Annotated in this window: 14 protein-coding genes; 6 read left to right on the forward strand and 8 right to left on the reverse strand. The window is 32.5% G+C overall.

Going from position 1 to position 17,870, the window contains the following annotated elements; translation table 11 throughout:
- Positions 1–18: 18 nt before the first annotated feature.
- From ABGB03_RS03975 to guaB, 5 genes are all read left to right on the forward strand, one after another.
- Positions 19–1,182, forward strand: a complete 1,164-nt coding sequence (locus tag ABGB03_RS03975; protein ID WP_347925027.1) for a hypothetical protein — start codon at positions 19–21, stop codon at positions 1,180–1,182.
- An 84-nt stretch (positions 1,183–1,266) separates the two neighbouring features.
- Positions 1,267–1,794 carry an FMN-binding protein gene (locus ABGB03_RS03980; protein WP_347925028.1) on the forward strand — a complete coding sequence of 176 codons (528 nt, stop codon included), beginning with the start codon at positions 1,267–1,269 and terminating at the stop codon, positions 1,792–1,794.
- Positions 1,794–2,294 carry a hypothetical protein gene (locus tag ABGB03_RS03985; protein ID WP_347925030.1) on the forward strand — a complete coding sequence of 167 codons (501 nt, stop codon included), beginning with the start codon at positions 1,794–1,796 and terminating at the stop codon, positions 2,292–2,294. The genes ABGB03_RS03980 and ABGB03_RS03985 overlap by 1 nt, the downstream gene beginning before the upstream one ends.
- A gap of 62 nt (positions 2,295–2,356) precedes the next feature.
- Complete coding sequence (locus tag ABGB03_RS03990; protein WP_347925032.1) at positions 2,357–2,863, forward strand: ferritin; 507 nt, start codon at positions 2,357–2,359, stop codon at positions 2,861–2,863.
- 259 nt (positions 2,864–3,122) lie between these two features.
- Complete coding sequence (gene guaB / locus ABGB03_RS03995; protein WP_347925034.1) at positions 3,123–4,595, forward strand: IMP dehydrogenase; 1,473 nt, start codon at positions 3,123–3,125, stop codon at positions 4,593–4,595.
- A gap of 772 nt (positions 4,596–5,367) precedes the next feature.
- On the opposite strand, the gene ABGB03_RS04000 is transcribed toward guaB, so the two are convergent.
- The 8 genes from ABGB03_RS04000 to ABGB03_RS04035 all read right to left on the reverse strand — a co-directional run bounded on the left by ABGB03_RS04000 (position 5,368) and on the right by ABGB03_RS04035 (position 16,302).
- Entirely contained in the window at positions 5,368–6,030 is a 663-nt protein-coding gene (locus tag ABGB03_RS04000) for a DUF6090 family protein (protein WP_347925035.1), read from the reverse strand.
- A gap of 120 nt (positions 6,031–6,150) precedes the next feature.
- On the reverse strand, positions 6,151–7,317 hold the full coding sequence (gene argE, locus ABGB03_RS04005) for an acetylornithine deacetylase (protein ID WP_347925036.1): 1,167 nt from the start codon (positions 7,315–7,317) through the stop codon (positions 6,151–6,153).
- 1 nt (position 7,318) lies between these two features.
- Entirely contained in the window at positions 7,319–8,722 is a 1,404-nt protein-coding gene (locus ABGB03_RS04010; RefSeq protein WP_347925038.1) for a YfcC family protein, read from the reverse strand.
- A gap of 41 nt (positions 8,723–8,763) precedes the next feature.
- Positions 8,764–9,996 (reverse strand): M48 family metallopeptidase, encoded by a 1,233-nt coding sequence (locus tag ABGB03_RS04015; protein WP_347925039.1) that lies wholly within the window; start codon positions 9,994–9,996, stop codon positions 8,764–8,766.
- Positions 9,993–10,793, reverse strand: a complete 801-nt coding sequence (locus ABGB03_RS04020; RefSeq protein ID WP_347925040.1) for an RNA methyltransferase — start codon at positions 10,791–10,793, stop codon at positions 9,993–9,995. The genes ABGB03_RS04015 and ABGB03_RS04020 overlap by 4 nt, the downstream gene beginning before the upstream one ends.
- Positions 10,794–10,883: 90 nt before the next feature.
- Positions 10,884–12,173 carry an amidohydrolase family protein gene (locus tag ABGB03_RS04025; protein ID WP_347925041.1) on the reverse strand — a complete coding sequence of 430 codons (1,290 nt, stop codon included), beginning with the start codon at positions 12,171–12,173 and terminating at the stop codon, positions 10,884–10,886.
- Between the two features lie 13 nt (positions 12,174–12,186).
- Positions 12,187–15,153, reverse strand: a complete 2,967-nt coding sequence (locus ABGB03_RS04030; protein WP_347925042.1) for an amidohydrolase family protein — start codon at positions 15,151–15,153, stop codon at positions 12,187–12,189.
- Between the two features lie 81 nt (positions 15,154–15,234).
- Entirely contained in the window at positions 15,235–16,302 is a 1,068-nt protein-coding gene (locus ABGB03_RS04035) for a DUF3810 domain-containing protein (protein ID WP_347925044.1), read from the reverse strand.
- A gap of 72 nt (positions 16,303–16,374) precedes the next feature.
- On the opposite strand from ABGB03_RS04035, the gene ABGB03_RS04040 reads away from it, so the two are divergent.
- Positions 16,375–17,835 (forward strand): aminoacyl-histidine dipeptidase, encoded by a 1,461-nt coding sequence (locus ABGB03_RS04040; protein WP_347925046.1) that lies wholly within the window; start codon positions 16,375–16,377, stop codon positions 17,833–17,835.
- Positions 17,836–17,870 lie beyond the last annotated feature (35 nt).

Consider the following 17,870-nt stretch of genomic DNA (forward strand, 5'->3'; position numbering starts at 1 on the left):
AAGTCTAAATAAAAACAAATGAAGAAAGCTATCTTATCAATGGCAATTTTAGTATCAAGTTTTGGGTTTGCGCAAACTGTAAGCCAGGATACAACCGCAACGAATAATCAACAACAAAATGCCGCTCAAAATATTTTAAATGGCAATGGTTCTAAAGGAATTACAATTGGAGGTTATGCTCAAGTAGATTATAATCAACCTGAAGGGCTAAATGGAAAAATGGATGTGCATAGGTTGGTTATGTTATTGGGTTATAAGTTTAATGACAAAGTGCAGTTTGTTACAGAAATTGAGTACGAACACGTTAAAGAAGTATATGTTGAACAAGCTTTTTTAAACTATAGTATAAACAATAATTTTAATATTCGCGGAGGGTTAATGTTAGTTCCGATGGGAATTGTTAATGAATATCATGAACCAACAACTTTTAATGGTGTTGAAAGACCAAGTGCTGATAAAAGTATTGTCCCAACCACTTGGAGAGAAATGGGTGTTGGAGTGACAGGTAAATTTGATGAAGCAAATTTACGTTACCAAGCCTATATCTTTAATGGGTTTGCATCTGTAAACGGAACAAAGGTTTTAGGTGGAAGTAATGGTTTAAGAAATGGTCGACAAAAAGGAGCAGAGTCTACAATTAACAAGCCTAATTTATCTGCTAAGGTAGATTATTATGGTATTCAAGGATTACGTTTAGGATTATCTGGATACTTTGGAAGAACACAAGCTACGGATGATGTTCAAGAGATAGAAGGAGCTGATGTTGGTGTGTCTATGTTTGGTTTGGATGCGAGATATATTAATAAACGTTTTTCAGCGAGAGGTCAATATATACATGCATTAATTAAAGATGCAGACGCATATAACAATTTATATACAACAAATTTAGGATCTGAGCTAAAAGGTTGGTATGCTGAAGCTGCTTATAATTTATTACCACTTGATAAGGAGCAAAAGTTAGATGCTTTTGTAAGATATGAAAAATACGATACACATGCTGCAATTGCAGATGCTAATATAGCACGTAATTTAAGTTATAATAGAAATGAATGGACTACAGGATTAAGTTACCATGTAGCACCAGGAGCAGTAGTAAAAGCTGATTATCAAATTTTTGATAACGCAGTAGAAGGTAATGACGCCAAAGGCCAATTAAACTTTGGGTTTGGTGTCTGGTTTTAGTAATTTAATTGGTTAGTTTTTATCAAATAGTTAGGGCAACATATTTGCCTTAGCTATTTGGTGTTTAAATATTATCTTTGCGAAATGAGTTTTAAGTATTTAGTAATTACAATTTTTAGTCTGGTTTTAATAACGTCTAACCTTTCAAAAAACATTAAGAAAAAGGTTGATAAAGAAATTAAGACAGCTTATAATATTGAAACTTATAACTTAATTCCAGTGGTATTTAATTCAAATGTTACTAAAGAATTACCTAGTGAGTTTGAAAAAAACAACCTATTTAAAATCTCTAATAATAATAAAATTATAGGTTACGCATATGTCTCAAAAGCACCAAGTAAAACAGATGAATTTGATTACTTAGTTTTATTTGATAGAGATTTCATTATCGTAAAATCTAAAGTATTGATTTATAGAGAAGATTATGGTAGTGAAATTGGTAGTAAGCGTTGGTTAAAACAATTGATTGGTAAAACTCAAGATGATGCACTTATATATGGTGATAATATTGCAGCTATTTCTGGTGCTACAATTTCGGTAAAATCAATGACAAATGCTGTTAATAATTTATTGAAGTCCATAAAAATACTTAATCAAAAAAATAAACTGTAATGCAATTAAACGGATTGATATATACCATTCCTAGGGAATTAAAATTACTTATCGGAGGCTTTATAATTGTATTAAGTGTTGGCTTTTATACAGGATTGTTATTTGTAGGTGAAACATCGTCGATAAAGCCAAATGGTATAGAAGAGCAATACCTAGGAAATGAAGCTGATGAGGATGCTGAGATTATGAAATTTAAAAAAAGCAAAAAAGAAATGCTTACGTTGGTTCATAATCATATTTTATCAATGTCAATTATCTTCTTTTTAGTTGGAGGTATTTTGAGTACTACTAAACTTGGTGAAAAATTAAAAATGTTTTTAATTGTTGAACCATTTATTTCTGTAATACTTACGTTTGGAGGGCTTTATTTTCTATGGAATGGAATCTTATGGATGAAATATATAGTAATGTTTTCAGGTGTGTTAATGACGCTTAGTTTTACAAGCGCAATTGTTATAATATTATATCAACTTATAAGTAAAAGTAAAGGCGCTAAATAGTTAAATTTCATTTTATTATTCAAAAGAACTTTGAGTATCTTTATCAAAGTAAAATTTAAGGTATGAATCAAGTAATAGAACAATTATTAAACGACCAAGTAAAATTTGAAGCAAAAGCCTCTATGCAATATTTAGCAATGGCTTCTTGGGCAGATACAAAAGGCTATAATGGTGTGGCAGATTTCTTTTATGCGCAATCTGAAGAAGAGCGTGTACATATGATTAAATTGGTAAAGTTTATTAATGAGCGCAGTGGTAATGTTATAGTTCCTAACTTAGAAAAGCCTAAAAGTGATTATAAATCATTAAACGAATTATTTGAATCTTTTTTAGAAAGTGAAATGTTTGTTACCCAGCAAATTAATCATATTATTTTTGAGTGTTTACATCATAAAGATTATAATGTACATAATTTTATGCAATGGTATGTCACCGAACAATTAGAAGAAGAAGCAGTAGCTAGAACATTACTAGATAAGTTAAACATTATTGGTGAAGATAAATCTGGTCACTATTTGTTTGATAGAGATATTAATACCATTGCACAGACAAATCAAAATCCTGCATAGCGGATATGCCTAATACAAATAGTTTTGCCTCGCCAGTAATGATAATAACACCCTGTATTTTGAATGGTTGTGGTGATTTAAAAAAGAAATGCTGCAAAAAGTTTAAGAAAAAAGGAAAAACAAACTGCAAGCGTTGCCCTAAATGTTAGTGTTTTTTTAGTCTATAAAGTGTTTTTATTTAGTATAATTTATATCACATTAAAAGTAGTTCTAGTAAAATAAAAAGTGTAAATTTGCATGCAATTAAAAGCTAAAGGCAATGATTGCACATCAAAACAAAATTGTTGGAGAAGGTCTTACTTACGACGACGTATTATTAGTTCCAGCATATTCCGAAATTTTACCACGAGAAGTTAGTATTCAAACAAAATTTACTAGAAATATTTCTATAAATATTCCTATTATTTCTGCTGCAATGGATACAGTTACAGAAAGTAGAATGGCAATTGCCATGGCTCAAGAAGGAGGTATAGGTGTATTACATAAAAACATGACTATTGATGAGCAAGCTCAAAAAGTACGTAAAGTAAAACGTGCAGAAAGTGGAATGATTATCGATCCAGTAACCTTACCATTAACTGCTAAAGTGATTGATGCTAATCAATACATGAAAGAATATAGTATTGGAGGAATTCCAATTGTGGATGATAAAGGAACTTTAAAAGGTATTGTAACTAATAGAGACTTACGTTTTGAGCATGATAATGACAGACCAATAGTTGAAGTCATGACAAGCGAAAATTTGGTAACAGCAGCTGTCGGAACATCGTTAAAGGATGCAGAAACTATTCTTCAACAACACAAAATTGAAAAGCTTTTAATTGTTGATGATAACTACAAACTTGCTGGTTTAATCACCTTTAGAGATATCACAAAAGTGACTCAAAAGCCAATTGCTAATAAAGATAAGTATGGTAGATTACGTGTAGCTGCAGCTATTGGTGTAACTGGTGATGCAGTGGATAGAGCTGCTGCTTTAGTAAAAGCAGGAGTAGATGCAGTTATTATTGATACTGCACATGGGCACACAAAAGGTGTGGTAAGTGTGCTTAAAGATGTAAAGTCTAACTTTCCTAAGTTAGAAGTAATTGTTGGAAATATTGCCACAGCCGAAGCTGCAAAATATTTAGCTGATGCTGGAGCAGATGCGGTAAAAGTTGGTATTGGTCCAGGATCTATTTGTACAACTAGAGTAGTTGCAGGAGTTGGGTTCCCTCAGTTTTCAGCTGTGTTAGAAGTAGCTGCAGCTTTAAAAGGAAGTGGTGTTCCAGTAATTGCTGATGGAGGTATTCGTTATACAGGAGATATTCCAAAAGCTATTGCTGCAGGAGCAGATTGTGTAATGTTAGGGTCGTTATTAGCAGGAACTCAAGAATCTCCAGGAGAAACTATTATTTACGAGGGTAGAAAGTTTAAGTCTTATAGAGGAATGGGTTCTGTGGAAGCCATGAAACAAGGTAGTAAAGACCGTTATTTCCAAGATGTAGAAGATGATATTAAAAAATTAGTACCTGAAGGAATAGTTGGTCGTGTGCCTTATAAAGGAGAATTATACGAAAGTATTCACCAATTTGTAGGTGGTTTACGTGCAGGAATGGGATACTGTGGCGCAAAAGATATAGAAACATTAAAAGCTACTGGAAAGTTTGTGAAAATTACAGCTTCCGGTATTGGTGAAAGTCATCCTCATAACGTAACAATTACTAAGGAAGCACCTAATTATTCGAGATAAATAATTACTGAGTCAGAGGAAATCTTATTCATATATATGACAGCATCTTTTGGTGCTGTTTTTTATGAATATCATGAAATTTTTTAATCAGTCAATTTTCTCATAACCCATTCTAAAGGTCTAGATTTTTTGCATTTCCTCCATATTACTGCAAATAGAATACAAAACATACTTTTTAGGATTTAGCGAAAACCACCTTTATAATGTATTGATTGCTTAGATAACAAATTCTTGTGAAAGTTAAAATCTCATTAATACATTAAGTAAAGCATCTTTATAGGTACTATTTTTATGAATAAATTTAGATTCGTTTAACGTCCACTGTGTATGGCGTAGTGAGGCGCGCCTCACGGAGAGCCATAAATGCGCCTCATTCGCTATACACGCTGATGTGTGTAGTTTCGTGAGGAGTTCTCGTAGACTCGAATAAATATACAATTAATTTGGCGAGGTGCAATTAACAGTGGACGATGGTATGTAATTAGTAGAAAGGAAGCGTTTGCAAAACGCGATTCTACGTGCCGCAGGCAATTACATACCATCGGTTTAGTATATGGCAAGTAGGGTAGAAGAAAGCGATAAACTTTCAAGTTTACACTGAGCCAAAACGTTGTAATTTGTTTTTAATTTATTAATTCTTAAAAGCCAAACGCAAGTTCATGAGCACCATTGAAAATAAACAATGAGCGGACTAAATCAACGATTTGGCGGTGTTGGTTAATAGCGCTGAACTTTCGTAAATCACCGAAGGCCCTATTTGCTATATACCGTGTTAGCTACAGTTATTAATGTTTTTTTGCATAGTGTTGTAACTTTCTTGCAATTGACTACCAAGTTGCTCTAAAAACTCTAGAATATGCATTAACTCTTCTAATTCTCTTTTTTGTAATGCGTTAGCAGATTTATCTATTTCATTTTGTACTCTTCGCTGTAAATTATATAAGCTTTCAAGCTCATATAAACATTCATAATTGAATTCATTACTGACATTTAATGTTGTGGTTGTATTCCAAGCTATTTCTGTCAAAGTAGTAATTTCGAGATTGACATATGTTGTTCCGTTATATCGAACCAATCCATCATCAGTAGCTGTTGAATCTTTAACTCTAAAAAAGTCAGGATGCATCTTCTTGAGTAAACTAAATTGTTTAGGGCTCATTTTTATCACGGAGGTATTTCCGTCATAGAATCCTTTGTAATCTCGATAGGCTTTTAAGATATTCTGATTATTAATAAGTATAGAATCAATTTCTAATTTATTATTATCCATTTCTTCAATAATTTTACTCAACGCAATCCTTTTATCTTCATTTGTTTTTTTTGATGCATTCCAATTATTGAACCAAATAGCAAGGTTAATACCAATGAACAGTAACAAAATTTCACCAATTATATATTTAAAGTTTAGGTTTCTATTTAATTTAAAAAATCTCATATTTTATTTGGTCATATATTGCTGCTAATGGTGTGTATGGAATTGTTTTAATGTTTTATACACGACGTTAAACGAAGTTCGACATTTTTTCTTACAAAGTCAAGTAAGGAACAATTACAATTAATTAAAATCTTGACTTGATAGTTCATTAATAAGCTTATCCATCATATGCATTGCTTTTACTAGTTCGTCTTTAGCAATAAATTCATCCGCTCTATGTGCTTGTACTATAGAACCAGGACCACAAATAACGGATTGAAAACCTTCAGCTGCAAATTGTCCAGCTTCAGCGCCATACGCTACAGTATTAAGTTTTGAGTTTCCAGAAATACGTTTTACCAAATTTACAATATCATCAGTTTCATTAGTATCTAAATGTATTACTGGAGGGTGGTTTTCTTTGGTAATAATTTTAAAATCAGGAAATATTTGCCGCAATTCTTGCTCCCTTTCTCTGCAATAGGCTTCAAACTCAGCAACAATGGTTTCAGTATTATCCATTGGAATGGTACGTAAATCCCAATAAAAATGCGCTTTATCTGCAATAACGTTAGGTGCAATACCTCCATTTACTAACCCAACATGAATGGATGAATGTGAAGGATGGAAACGTTCATCTATTCGTTTATCTTCAATTAATTTATTCATCTTATTTTCTAACCATAAAATAAGTCGCATCGCTTCATGAATAGCACTTACTTCTTGTTTAATCCTACTACTATGTCCAGCAGATCCATTTACATAAGTTTCAAGAATATAAATCCCTTTTTGTCCAACAATGGGCTCCATAAGCGATGGTTCACCAATAATAGCATACTTAGGCGTTTCGGTATAATGTGTTTTTATTGCTTGAGCTAGTTCAGGGCCAGCTAAACAACCAATTTCTTCATCATAAGAAAAAGCAAAATAGATAGGTTTTTTTAAATCGGCTTTTACCATATCTGGAAGTGCAGCTAGGCAACAGGCTACAAAACCTTTCATATCACATGAGCCTCTACCATAAAGTTTTCCGTCACCTTTATCAGTCAATTCAAACGGATTTGTTGTCCATTCTTGACCTTTAACTGGAACAACATCTGTATGCCCAGATAGAATCACACCACCATCTATAGCAGGACCAATACGACAATGTAGAGATGCTTTTTTACCTTCTTCATTTGGAAGTAAAGTTGTTGTAACATTATAAGCTTCAATATACTCTTTAATCCAAAGGATGATGCTTAAATTACTTTTGCCACCAAGCACTGGAAATGAAATGAGTTTAGCTAAAATTTTTTCTACTGTCATACTAACTATAGTTTGTTGCAACTGCGATAATAAGTGCCAAAAAGGCGATGATTAATAAAGTAATTAATACTGGAAAAATAAATCGAATCCATCTATCAATTGGCACACGACACATACTAAGCATAGCAATTAAACCTCCTAATGTTGGGTTAATTAAGTTGGATAAACCATCACCAATTTGGAATGCTAATATGGTTATTTGTCGTGTTAAACCAAGCGATTCACCAAGTGGTAGCATAACTGGTAAGGTTGCCAATGCTTGACCACTTCCTGAAGGAATAAAAAAGTTAATAACTGTTTGCGAGATTGACATACTAATTGCTGATGCGTATAATGGTAATCCTTGAAGCATTAAAGATAAATTATAGGAAATGGTGTCACCAATATTGCCCATTTCCATAAGTACTTTTATAGACGTTGCATAACCAACCATAAAAGCTCCTGGAGCAGCCAAAGAGACAGCTTTTAAAACTGTTTCACTTATTGTGGTAGCATTCATTCTAGAGACTATACCACAGAGTAACGCAATCATTAAAAAAACCGCCGATAATTCATTTAAGTACCACTTAAGGTTGAAAACTCCATATAAAATTACCATAAGACCAATTAGAAAAATAGAGATAACTAGCCAGTTATTCCTAGATACTCTATAATCTTGAATTGGTTTAGATAAAGACATGCCACTAATGTCTAAGCCTTTGCCTAAGCTTTTTTTAGGGTTTTTAGTGATTTTTTTAAAATACCTTACATTATAATAAGCCATAATACTTAAGGCTGCAAAACAAAGTACACTACGTAAAAGTGCTCCTGAAAACATTGGAAGTTCTGCTATTTTATGACCAGTTCCAACAGTGTATGGATTGATAGGAGAGAGCCCAAAACCAATGGTCATAGCGCCAACTGAAATTCCTGCAGCGAGAATTAAATCCCCACCAAGTGCTAAACTAAGTACGGCTGCAATTGGAACCATGGCAATATTATTTTCGTAACCAACAGCTACACCTAGAAAGCCATAAATAAAGGTCATGATAACAATGATAAGATTCTTGTTTTTGAGACCTAATTTTTTAACAAGCGTGCCAACAGAGTTTTCAACAGCTTTAGATTTTTCCATAAAGCCAAACATAATAGCTCCAGCCAATACAATAAATATAATTTCTACTGCTGCTTTAAATCCTAAAGGAATTGCTCTAAACATATCTAAAAGCCCAATTGGTGTTGAGGCAATCACTTTATAAGAGTCTGGGACAACTGAATTTCGACCATCAATGATAATGCGTTCGTAAGTTCCTGCGGGTAAAATATAAGTGAGGATTGTAACTAAAATAATTATTCCAAATAACATGGTAACTGCATGTGGAACACTTTTGTACCATGGTTTAGAATTTGAGATGCTTTCGCTCATATAACATTAAGAAATATAAGAGCCTAAGATAGTATTTTCTTTTACGACCTCAAATTCTTGATACGTTCCAATAGTGTTGGGTGTGAATAATGCATAAAGACATATGCAGAATGTGGTGTTAAATTACTTAAACTGTTTTTAGATAATTTTTTTAATGACGTAATTAATGGTTCGCCAGCATAGGTGTTTTTTGCATAATTATCTGCTTTGTATTCAAACTTACGAGACATAACGTTCATAATTAAACCAGTAATCTCACTAATTGGACTATACAATAAGCCAAATGCAATTAAACCAATATGAAAACTTGGTATTTCAACACCTAATGCATTTGATAATAATGGATTTGATATTAATAAAGACAAGATATATAGTGTTAAACCAGTGAGTAAAATTGATGCAGAAAGATTAAAAATAATGTGCTTGCGTTTGTAATGACCAACCTCATGAGCTAAAACTGCTACTATTTCTTCATCGTCTAAATCTTTAATTAAAGTATCATAAAGCGTTACACGTTTTTCACTACCAAATCCAGAAAAGTATGCGTTTGCTTTTGTGCTGCGCTTTGATCCATCTATAACAAATATTTTATCAAGTTTAAAACCAACTGTTTTAGCATAAGCTGCAATTTTAGTTCTCAATTCACCATCTTCCAGAACTGTTTGTTTGTTAAAAAGGGGAACTATTAATTTTGAATAAAACATATTCATAAACACTGTAAAAACAGTTATCAAAGCCCAAGCATACAACCAAAAATTGTTTCCTGTTGCTTCGTAAAACCAAATAATTAATGCTAGAATTCCACCTCCAATAATAGCAAGCATTAGCCAACCTTTTATTTTATCTAAAATAAATGTCTTTTTAGTGGTTTTGTTAAATCCAAATTGTTCTTCAATTACAAATGTTTTATAATAAGCAAAAGGTGTTGTAATAATATCACTTGCCAGCATAATAATACCAAAAAATATAAGTGCAACCATAATACTATTTGAAGTGTAGTTTCTAGCAATAGTATCTACATATTCAAAACCATCTAAATAGAAAAAAATTAGAGTAAGTACTAAAGAAAATGTAGAGATTATATTTGAAAACTTATGATTAGTTGCCTTATAAGCTTGTGATTTCTTATATTCATCCTCATCATACACATCTTGTAATTCTGATGGTAATTCATCATTAAAATGTTTTGCATTTAGTGTACTTAAAACCTTATCTATAATAAAATTGATGACGATAATTCCTATAATAATATAAAAAAGAGTAGTGCTTGTCATTGGTTAAATTGTCTTTGTCGTTTAGCTTCAAAAATTAAAATTCCAGCAGCCACAGATACATTCATAGAGTCAATCTCACCTTGCATTGGTATGATAACATTTTGAGTTGAATGTTGTAACCATTCATCACTTAATCCAGTAGCTTCTGTACCAACAACTATAGCAGATGGCTGTGTGTAATCTTGTAAGTGATAATCTGCTGAAGCTTTTAGTTCAGCACAAAAGATATTAATCTTATGTTCTTTTAAAAAAGCAATTATTTCTTTAGTTGAACCTGTGGCTATTTGGTTAGTAAAGACACAACCAACGCTCGAGCGAATAATATTGGGATTATACAAATCTGTTTTAGGGTTTGCTATTATTACTGCATCTAGATTAGCAGCATCAGCGGTACGTAGTAAAGCACCAATATTGCCTGGTTTTTCAGGTGCTTCAGCAACTAAAATTAATGGGTTTTTTGATTTAATATTTAGTTTACTTAAGTCTAACGATTTAGCTTTGGCAACTGCTAATATACCTTCGGTTGTGTCTCGATGCGCTAGTTTTTGGTAAACTTCTTTTGAAATTTCAATAATGTCAACCTGTTTAGTTGTTAAGTGATTGAGATGTACTTCGGAATAAATTTCAGGATAAAATAAGATTGTTTCTAATTCATAGTTTCCTTTCAATGCCAAAGCAATTTCACGTTGACCTTCAATTAAGAATTGTCCAGAATACCTTCGAGTTCTTGACTTTTCTTTCAACTGAATAAGCTGTTTAACCAATTGATTTTGTATGCTCGAAATTTGCTTTATCATTGACACAAAAATAAGAATTATACTTTTGGAAGAAGTGTTTTTAATAAAAAAGGCGAGCTATTTAGCTCGCCTTTAATAAGGTTAAATAATTTATTGACCTTTATATTTATTACTGTAACGTTTCCATAGTTCGGTTTGATGCGTTTCTAAACTAATAGCACGACCATCAATAAAAGCATGAGTTAATTGGTTACCTCTCATATCTAAGGCATCTCCCTCACTAATAAAAAGTGTAGCATTTTTACCAACTTCTATCGTTCCTAATAGGTTGTCAATTCCTAGAATTTTAGCAATATTTGATGTAATTAGTTTTAAGGCATCTTCTTTATTCATTCCTTGTCCTACAACTTGTCCTGCGTAAAAAGGTAAGTTACGTGTTTGGAAGTTAGAGTTATTTCCTGTATGAATACCAACTAAAACACCAGCATCAGCTAATAATTTAGGATTTTTATAAGGCAAATCATAATCATGATCTTCCGTAGCTGGTAAACTATGCGTATGGTCTATTAACACAGGAATATTATTACTTTTTAATAATCCAGTAACTGCATGAGCTTGATATCCACCTACAACAACCATTTTCATTCCGTTTTCAACAGCAAAATTAACAGCATCAATAATTCCTTTTTCATCATCAACATGAACATAAAGCTTTTGAGAACCATCAAATAATCCTTTCATTGCCTCAAAAGGCAAATTCTTAGTAGTACGTTTTCCTTTTAAATAAGCTTTACTTTCTTTAACAAAATTTGCAATATCATTTACTTGTGCGCTATAGTTACTATTTGGTCTTAATCCTGGAGGCTCACCTAACCACCAACGACCTCTAGAAAAACTACTTGGCCAATTAAGATGAACACCATCATCAGCTTTAATAGCAGCGTCTTCCCAATTCCATCCATCTAATTGCATGATAGAAGAAGTTCCTGAAATTCGTCCTCCATTAGGTGATACTTGTGCTGTTAGTATCCCATTTGGACGCATAGATTCTACTACTTTAGATTCAGCATTGTATGCAATTAAGCTACGTACATGAGGAATCATACTTCCCATTTCAACTTGGTCGTTACTTGCGTTTACAGCATCGACTTCAACGAGTCCTAAACTCGTATTCGCACCTATAAAACCTGGATATAAATGTTTTCCTGAGGCATCAATAACTTTACCTTTAGAACTAGTGCTTTGTGCGTTTCCAACTGCTTGAATTTTACCGTTTTCAAAAACAACAATAGCATTTTCAATAACTGTTCCGTTACCAACATGAACTGTTGCTCCTGTAATTGTAATGGCTTGTATCTGCTTATTAGCAGGAGTTTGTTGTGCAAAAGTTAGCGAACAACATAACATTAAAACCGAGTATATATATATAATTTTTTTCATAATTTCTTAGTTTTTAGTCCATTGAATCACAATGAAGCAGTTGCTTTTCTTTTACTTTTATTGGCTGCGTTTTCATGCCTTTATTTTTCTCTTGCATCATCATAGACATTAATTCACTACGTTCTTGTTTAATTTTTAAACGCATTTGTTTGTCTTTTTCAATGTCAAAATAGGTAACACCTTCAATCATGGTTTTTTCAGCTTTCGCGTATACAGATAATGGATTGTCACTCCATAATACAACATCTGCATCTTTGCCAACTTTAATACTACCTACACGATTATCTATATGCAATAATTTAGCTGGATTTAGTGTTACCATTTTCCAAGCTTCCTCTTCACTAACACCACCATATTTTACTGTTTTTGCAGCTTCTTGGTTTAAGCGTCTAGACATTTCTCCATCATCACTATTAATAGCCGTAGTAATGCCTACATTATGCATAATAGATGCATTATATGGAATGGCATCATTTACCTCATATTTGTAAGCCCACCAATCGCTAAATGTTGAAGCGCCAACACCATGTTCTTTCATTATGTCAGCTACTTTATAACCTTCTAGTATGTGTGTAAATGTGTTCATTTTGAAACCAAATCTTTCAGCTACTTTCATCATCATGTTAATTTCCGTTTGAACATATGAGTGACAACTAATAAAGCGATCACCATTTAGTATTTCAACTAAAGTTTCCATTTCAATATCCTTTCTATAAGGTTGTCCACTTTTCTTTTTGGCTTCGTATTCTTTAGCTCTAGTGAAATTGTCAACAAAGAGTTGTTCAACTCCCATTCTGGTTCTTGGAAAACGTGTTCCGCTTTGTGAACGCGATTGTTTTACGTTTTCTCCAAGAGCGAATTTTATAAACTTAGGTGCGTTTTTATTAATAAGGTTGTCGGCAGATTCACCCCATTTTAATTTTATGATGGCTGATCGTCCTCCAATTGGATTTGCTGAACCATGCAAAATTTGAGCAGAAGTAACACCACCTGCAAGATTTCGGTATATACTAATATCTTCAGGATCTATAACATCTTCTATAGATACTTCAGCTGATGAGTTATGACCACCTTCATTAATACTTGTAGCAGCAATATGTGTGTGTTCATCAATAATTCCAGCGGTTAAATGTTTTCCTGTTCCGTCAACAACTTTAGCATTACGATCGCTTAAGTTATTCCCGACTTTAGCAATTTTCCCATCTTTAATTAAAACATCTGTGTTTTTAAGAATACCATCAGATTCGTTTGTCCAAACGGTTACATTTTTAAATAAGGTGGTTTCTTGTTTTGGTAATTCAGAAACACCATAAGCACCATTTGGATAGGTAATAGGCATTATTTTAACATCTTTAGATTTATCACCTCGATTACCCATATCACTTTTTTTATCAGCATCTTCACTTGATGCTTTATTGGCAATTACATATACAGTATTCCCATTTGGGTCAATAAGTTTTCCATTTAGGTTATCTCCTTGATTTACTCTTGAAGTGAACCTCATAAACTCTTGCTGAGTTGTATCAGCGCTAGTGAATGTTAGATTTATCCAATTATCTTTATAGGATATTTTTGAGCCTAATTGTTTGCCATCGCTTTTCACATCAGTTTTAGGCTTGCTAGATGAACCAGAAATCGAGATGTCATAAGTTTTTCCAGCAACGGTAAATGAGTAGTCACCATCAATATCCTTAATAGTCATATCGTTAATCACATTCTTATCACCTTTAACCCAATTTTCGTAAATTTTTGTGCCCTTATCAAACATTTCACCAGATGTAATTAGAAAATTAGCATAAACACCATTTTTTAAAGAACCAATTTTGTTTGATTGCCCTAAAATTTGCGCAGGAACTGTTGTTAATGCTTCCAAAGCTTTGGTTTTATCTAACCCATATTCAATAGCTTTCATTAAGTTAGCATTAAGCATATCTGGAGATTTTAACCCATCGGTTGTAAAGGTGAATTTTATACCATTACTAGCCAATGCTTTTGGATTGGATGGTCTTTGATTCCATTCTCGCATTGCAGATATTTCTAAAACGCTAGCAGCAAAAGAGTCTTCTACATCATAGGCATTAGGAAAATTTAAGGGTAGAATATAAGCCGCATTTGTAGCTTTAATATCTTTGATATTTTCATATTCATCACCTCCTCCTAAAATAACATATTGAGTGCCAAACTCATCACCAATTTTATCAACACGTAGCGCATTAATTTTACTACCAGCTGCAATTATTTTAACTAAATTTTTGTTGTTATTAAATGCTTCTAAAGAGCGATCCTTAATTGAAATACCTCCTTTAGCATACCAATCTGCATCATGATGTACTTGTCTAATTAGTGCAAAAGTTCCCATTATGGAACTTGGATAGGATTGCGCAGATTTCACACTTTTATTCAGTGAAATATAATCTGCTGACCTATCATCTAATATGCGCTCACCATCTCCACCTTCACTTGTAAGTGCTACTAAAGCTCCAGTTCCTCTCATAATACCATCCTGTAAATGTGTATTTACAACACCAAAACCTGCTTTTCGTAAAGCCGATGCTGTTTTAGAGTCGTACTTAAAATGGTCAACTGCATTTTGTTCTGGTCGAATGTGATCATTCCAATAAAATCCTTCTCTATTTGCATCATATCGACTACCAGCGCCTCCTTGGCGTTTTGGTTTTTCTACTCCAAAATCAGAATAGATGTCAATAAATGAAGGATAAATACTTTTTCCTGAAACATCAATTACTACAGCATTTGCAGGAATGTTTACTGTGGTTCCAGTCGCCACTACTTTACCATCATGGATAAGTAATGTGCCTTTGTCAATTACTTGTGTTGGCGTGACATAAATTTTAGCATTTGTAAATGCTGTATAATTTGTGTTTACTGATTTTACGCCATCGTTTTTTGGAACATGCTCTTGAGCAACAAGCGAAATTGTGCACAAAAGCATCATTAAAATAAGATACTTTTTATTCATATTTTGGTTGGTAATAAATTAGAACTATAAATATAACGATTGTAGAAGAAGTAATGTAATGTTAAGATTTTTTTAACGTTTTTAAAGTGGTTTATTTTTAAAATAATTTACCAATAATGCTACAACATAACTATAACTTTCCATTCCTTTATCTTGGTTGTTGACTTTTAAAAAGTTACCGTAAATTACTTCAAAAACGGGTTCTAGTGGATTTTCATAAGCACTCCAAAAATTATAAGATTCTTGGTAATTTAGTAAAATGCCCTTATTTATTTTAGACTTTAAAACCTCATAAACTTCTTTATCTCTTCTGTAGACTTCATTTAAACATTGATTTAAAGCAGAAACATATCCTGAATATTTAAAATAGATATCTGGGTTATTCATTGTAGCTAAATAGCCAATAAAACTGGTTTCATTTTCGGCTGCATACCCCAATTGATGAGCTTGCTCATGACAAGCTGTTGCTGGATATTGGTATAAAGGAATTAAGCCATCTATTTGAGCCTCATTTGTAAACGGATTTAAGTAACCACTAAATCCCATATAGGTAAGTGGTAAACTATAAATGGATTGCTTAACGCTTTTGGCTTGATAATTAAACATAAGATGTTTTTTGCCTAAAGCTTTATAACCATTTAATGTTCCATTAAATAATTCTTTTTTGCTATATGGAATAGTTACTTTAATTGAATCATTATTTGTGATAGATTTTTGGATAGCATTAGACTTCTCTATAAAAGCTTCTGTTACCTGTATTAATTCTTCAGTAGTATATTTGTAATCTATGTTAAGTGATTTATAAACAGGAAGTCGGTAATAGTTAAGTCCCCAAAACATATAAAAAGCAAAATATCCAATTGAAATAGCTGAAAACAGATCAATTAACCAGTTTTTTGTATCTAATCTTATACGTTTTCTATTTATTACTAACCACCTTAGTATATATATTCCTGCTATGGTATAAATTATATCACCAATTGAAAAAGGAATCCAACCAAAAGCATATCTCAATATTTTTGAAGTTAATTGATATAAGCCATTACTATAATAAGTTTCAATAAATTCAGGATAGTTGGCTAATATCTTAATAATGAAGTATTGCGGTATAATACTTAAGGCTATTATTAGTTTTTTCTTGTTCAGCATTATTCAAAAGTACATAATAGTTTGATAATTACTTTACTTATTTACCTTTGTAAAACATAAATAATACGTTAAATGAATTCAGAAATAAGAAATCTAGAACCAAGAGTACTATGGAATAAGTTTGCCGACCTAAATGCAGTTCCAAGACCATCTAAAAAAGAAGAAAGAGTCATTGCTTTTATGATGGAGTTTGGAAATGATTTAGGACTTGAAACTATAAAAGATACCGTTGGTAATGTTATTATTAAAAAACCTTCTACTCCTGGAATGGAAGATAGAAAGATGATTGTAATACAGTCGCATTTAGATATGGTACATCAAAAAAATGCAGATACTAATTTCGATTTCAATACACAAGGTATTGAAATGTATATTGATGGAGATTGGGTAAAAGCAAAAGGCACGACTTTAGGAGCTGATAATGGTTTAGGAGTCGCAACTATTATGGCAATATTAGAAAGTAAAACCATTGAACATCCAGCTATTGAAGCTTTATTTACTATTGACGAAGAAACAGGAATGACTGGTGCAATGGGTTTAAAAGGTGATATTTTAGAAGGTGATATTCTATTGAATTTAGACACCGAAGAAGATGACGAAATTGGTGTTGGTTGCGCAGGTGGAATAGATGTTACTGCTACACGAACTTATAAAGAAGAGCCTATTCCTGAAGGGAAAAAAGGATATAAAATTACAGTAAAAGGGTTACAAGGGGGTCATTCAGGAATGCAAATTCACGAAGGTTTGGGTAATTCTAATAAAATATTAAATAGACTTCTTTTTGATGGGTTTGAAAATTTTGGACTATGTATTAATGAAATTGATGGAGGAAGTTTAAGAAACGCTATTCCTAGAGAAAGTTTTGCTAATGTTGTTATAGATTCGGTTCATGAAAATGCTTTTGAATATGAAATGAAGCAATTATCAGAAATTATCTCTAATGAGTTAAAAACTATGGAGCCTAATTTAGAAATTATTGTTTCAAAAGTAGAGCTTCCAAATAAAATGATGGAATTAGGTGTTCAAGAAGGCTTAACAAAAGCTCTTTATGCAGCACATAATGGTGTTTATAGAATGAGTGCAGATATACCAGAATTGGTTGAAACATCTAATAATATAGCAAGAGTTATTGTAAAAGACGGACAAATTAAAATAGGTTGTTTAACACGCTCGTCGGTTGAGTCTTCAAAAATGGATTTGGCTAATATGCTTCGTGCTACTTTTGAGTTAATTGGTTGCAATGTAGAGTTTTCGGGAAGCTATCCTGGTTGGACACCAAATATGGATTCCTCAATTTTAAATGTAATGCATAAATTATATGTTCAACTTAACGGAAGCGAGCCACATGTTGCTGCTTGTCATGCAGGATTAGAATGTGGTATCTTGGGGACTAATTATCCAGATATGGAAATGATAAGTTTTGGGCCTAATATAAAAGGGGCTCACTCACCAGATGAAAGAGCTCAAATCTCATCAGTTCAAAAGTATTGGAAGTTTGTGTTAGAGATACTGAAAAGCATTCCTAAGAAGTAAATAAAAAAGGCAGCTTAAAAGCTGCCTTTTTTATT

It is taken from the genome of Pontimicrobium sp. SW4 (assembly GCF_039954625.1).
Taxonomy (GTDB): domain Bacteria; phylum Bacteroidota; class Bacteroidia; order Flavobacteriales; family Flavobacteriaceae; genus Pontimicrobium.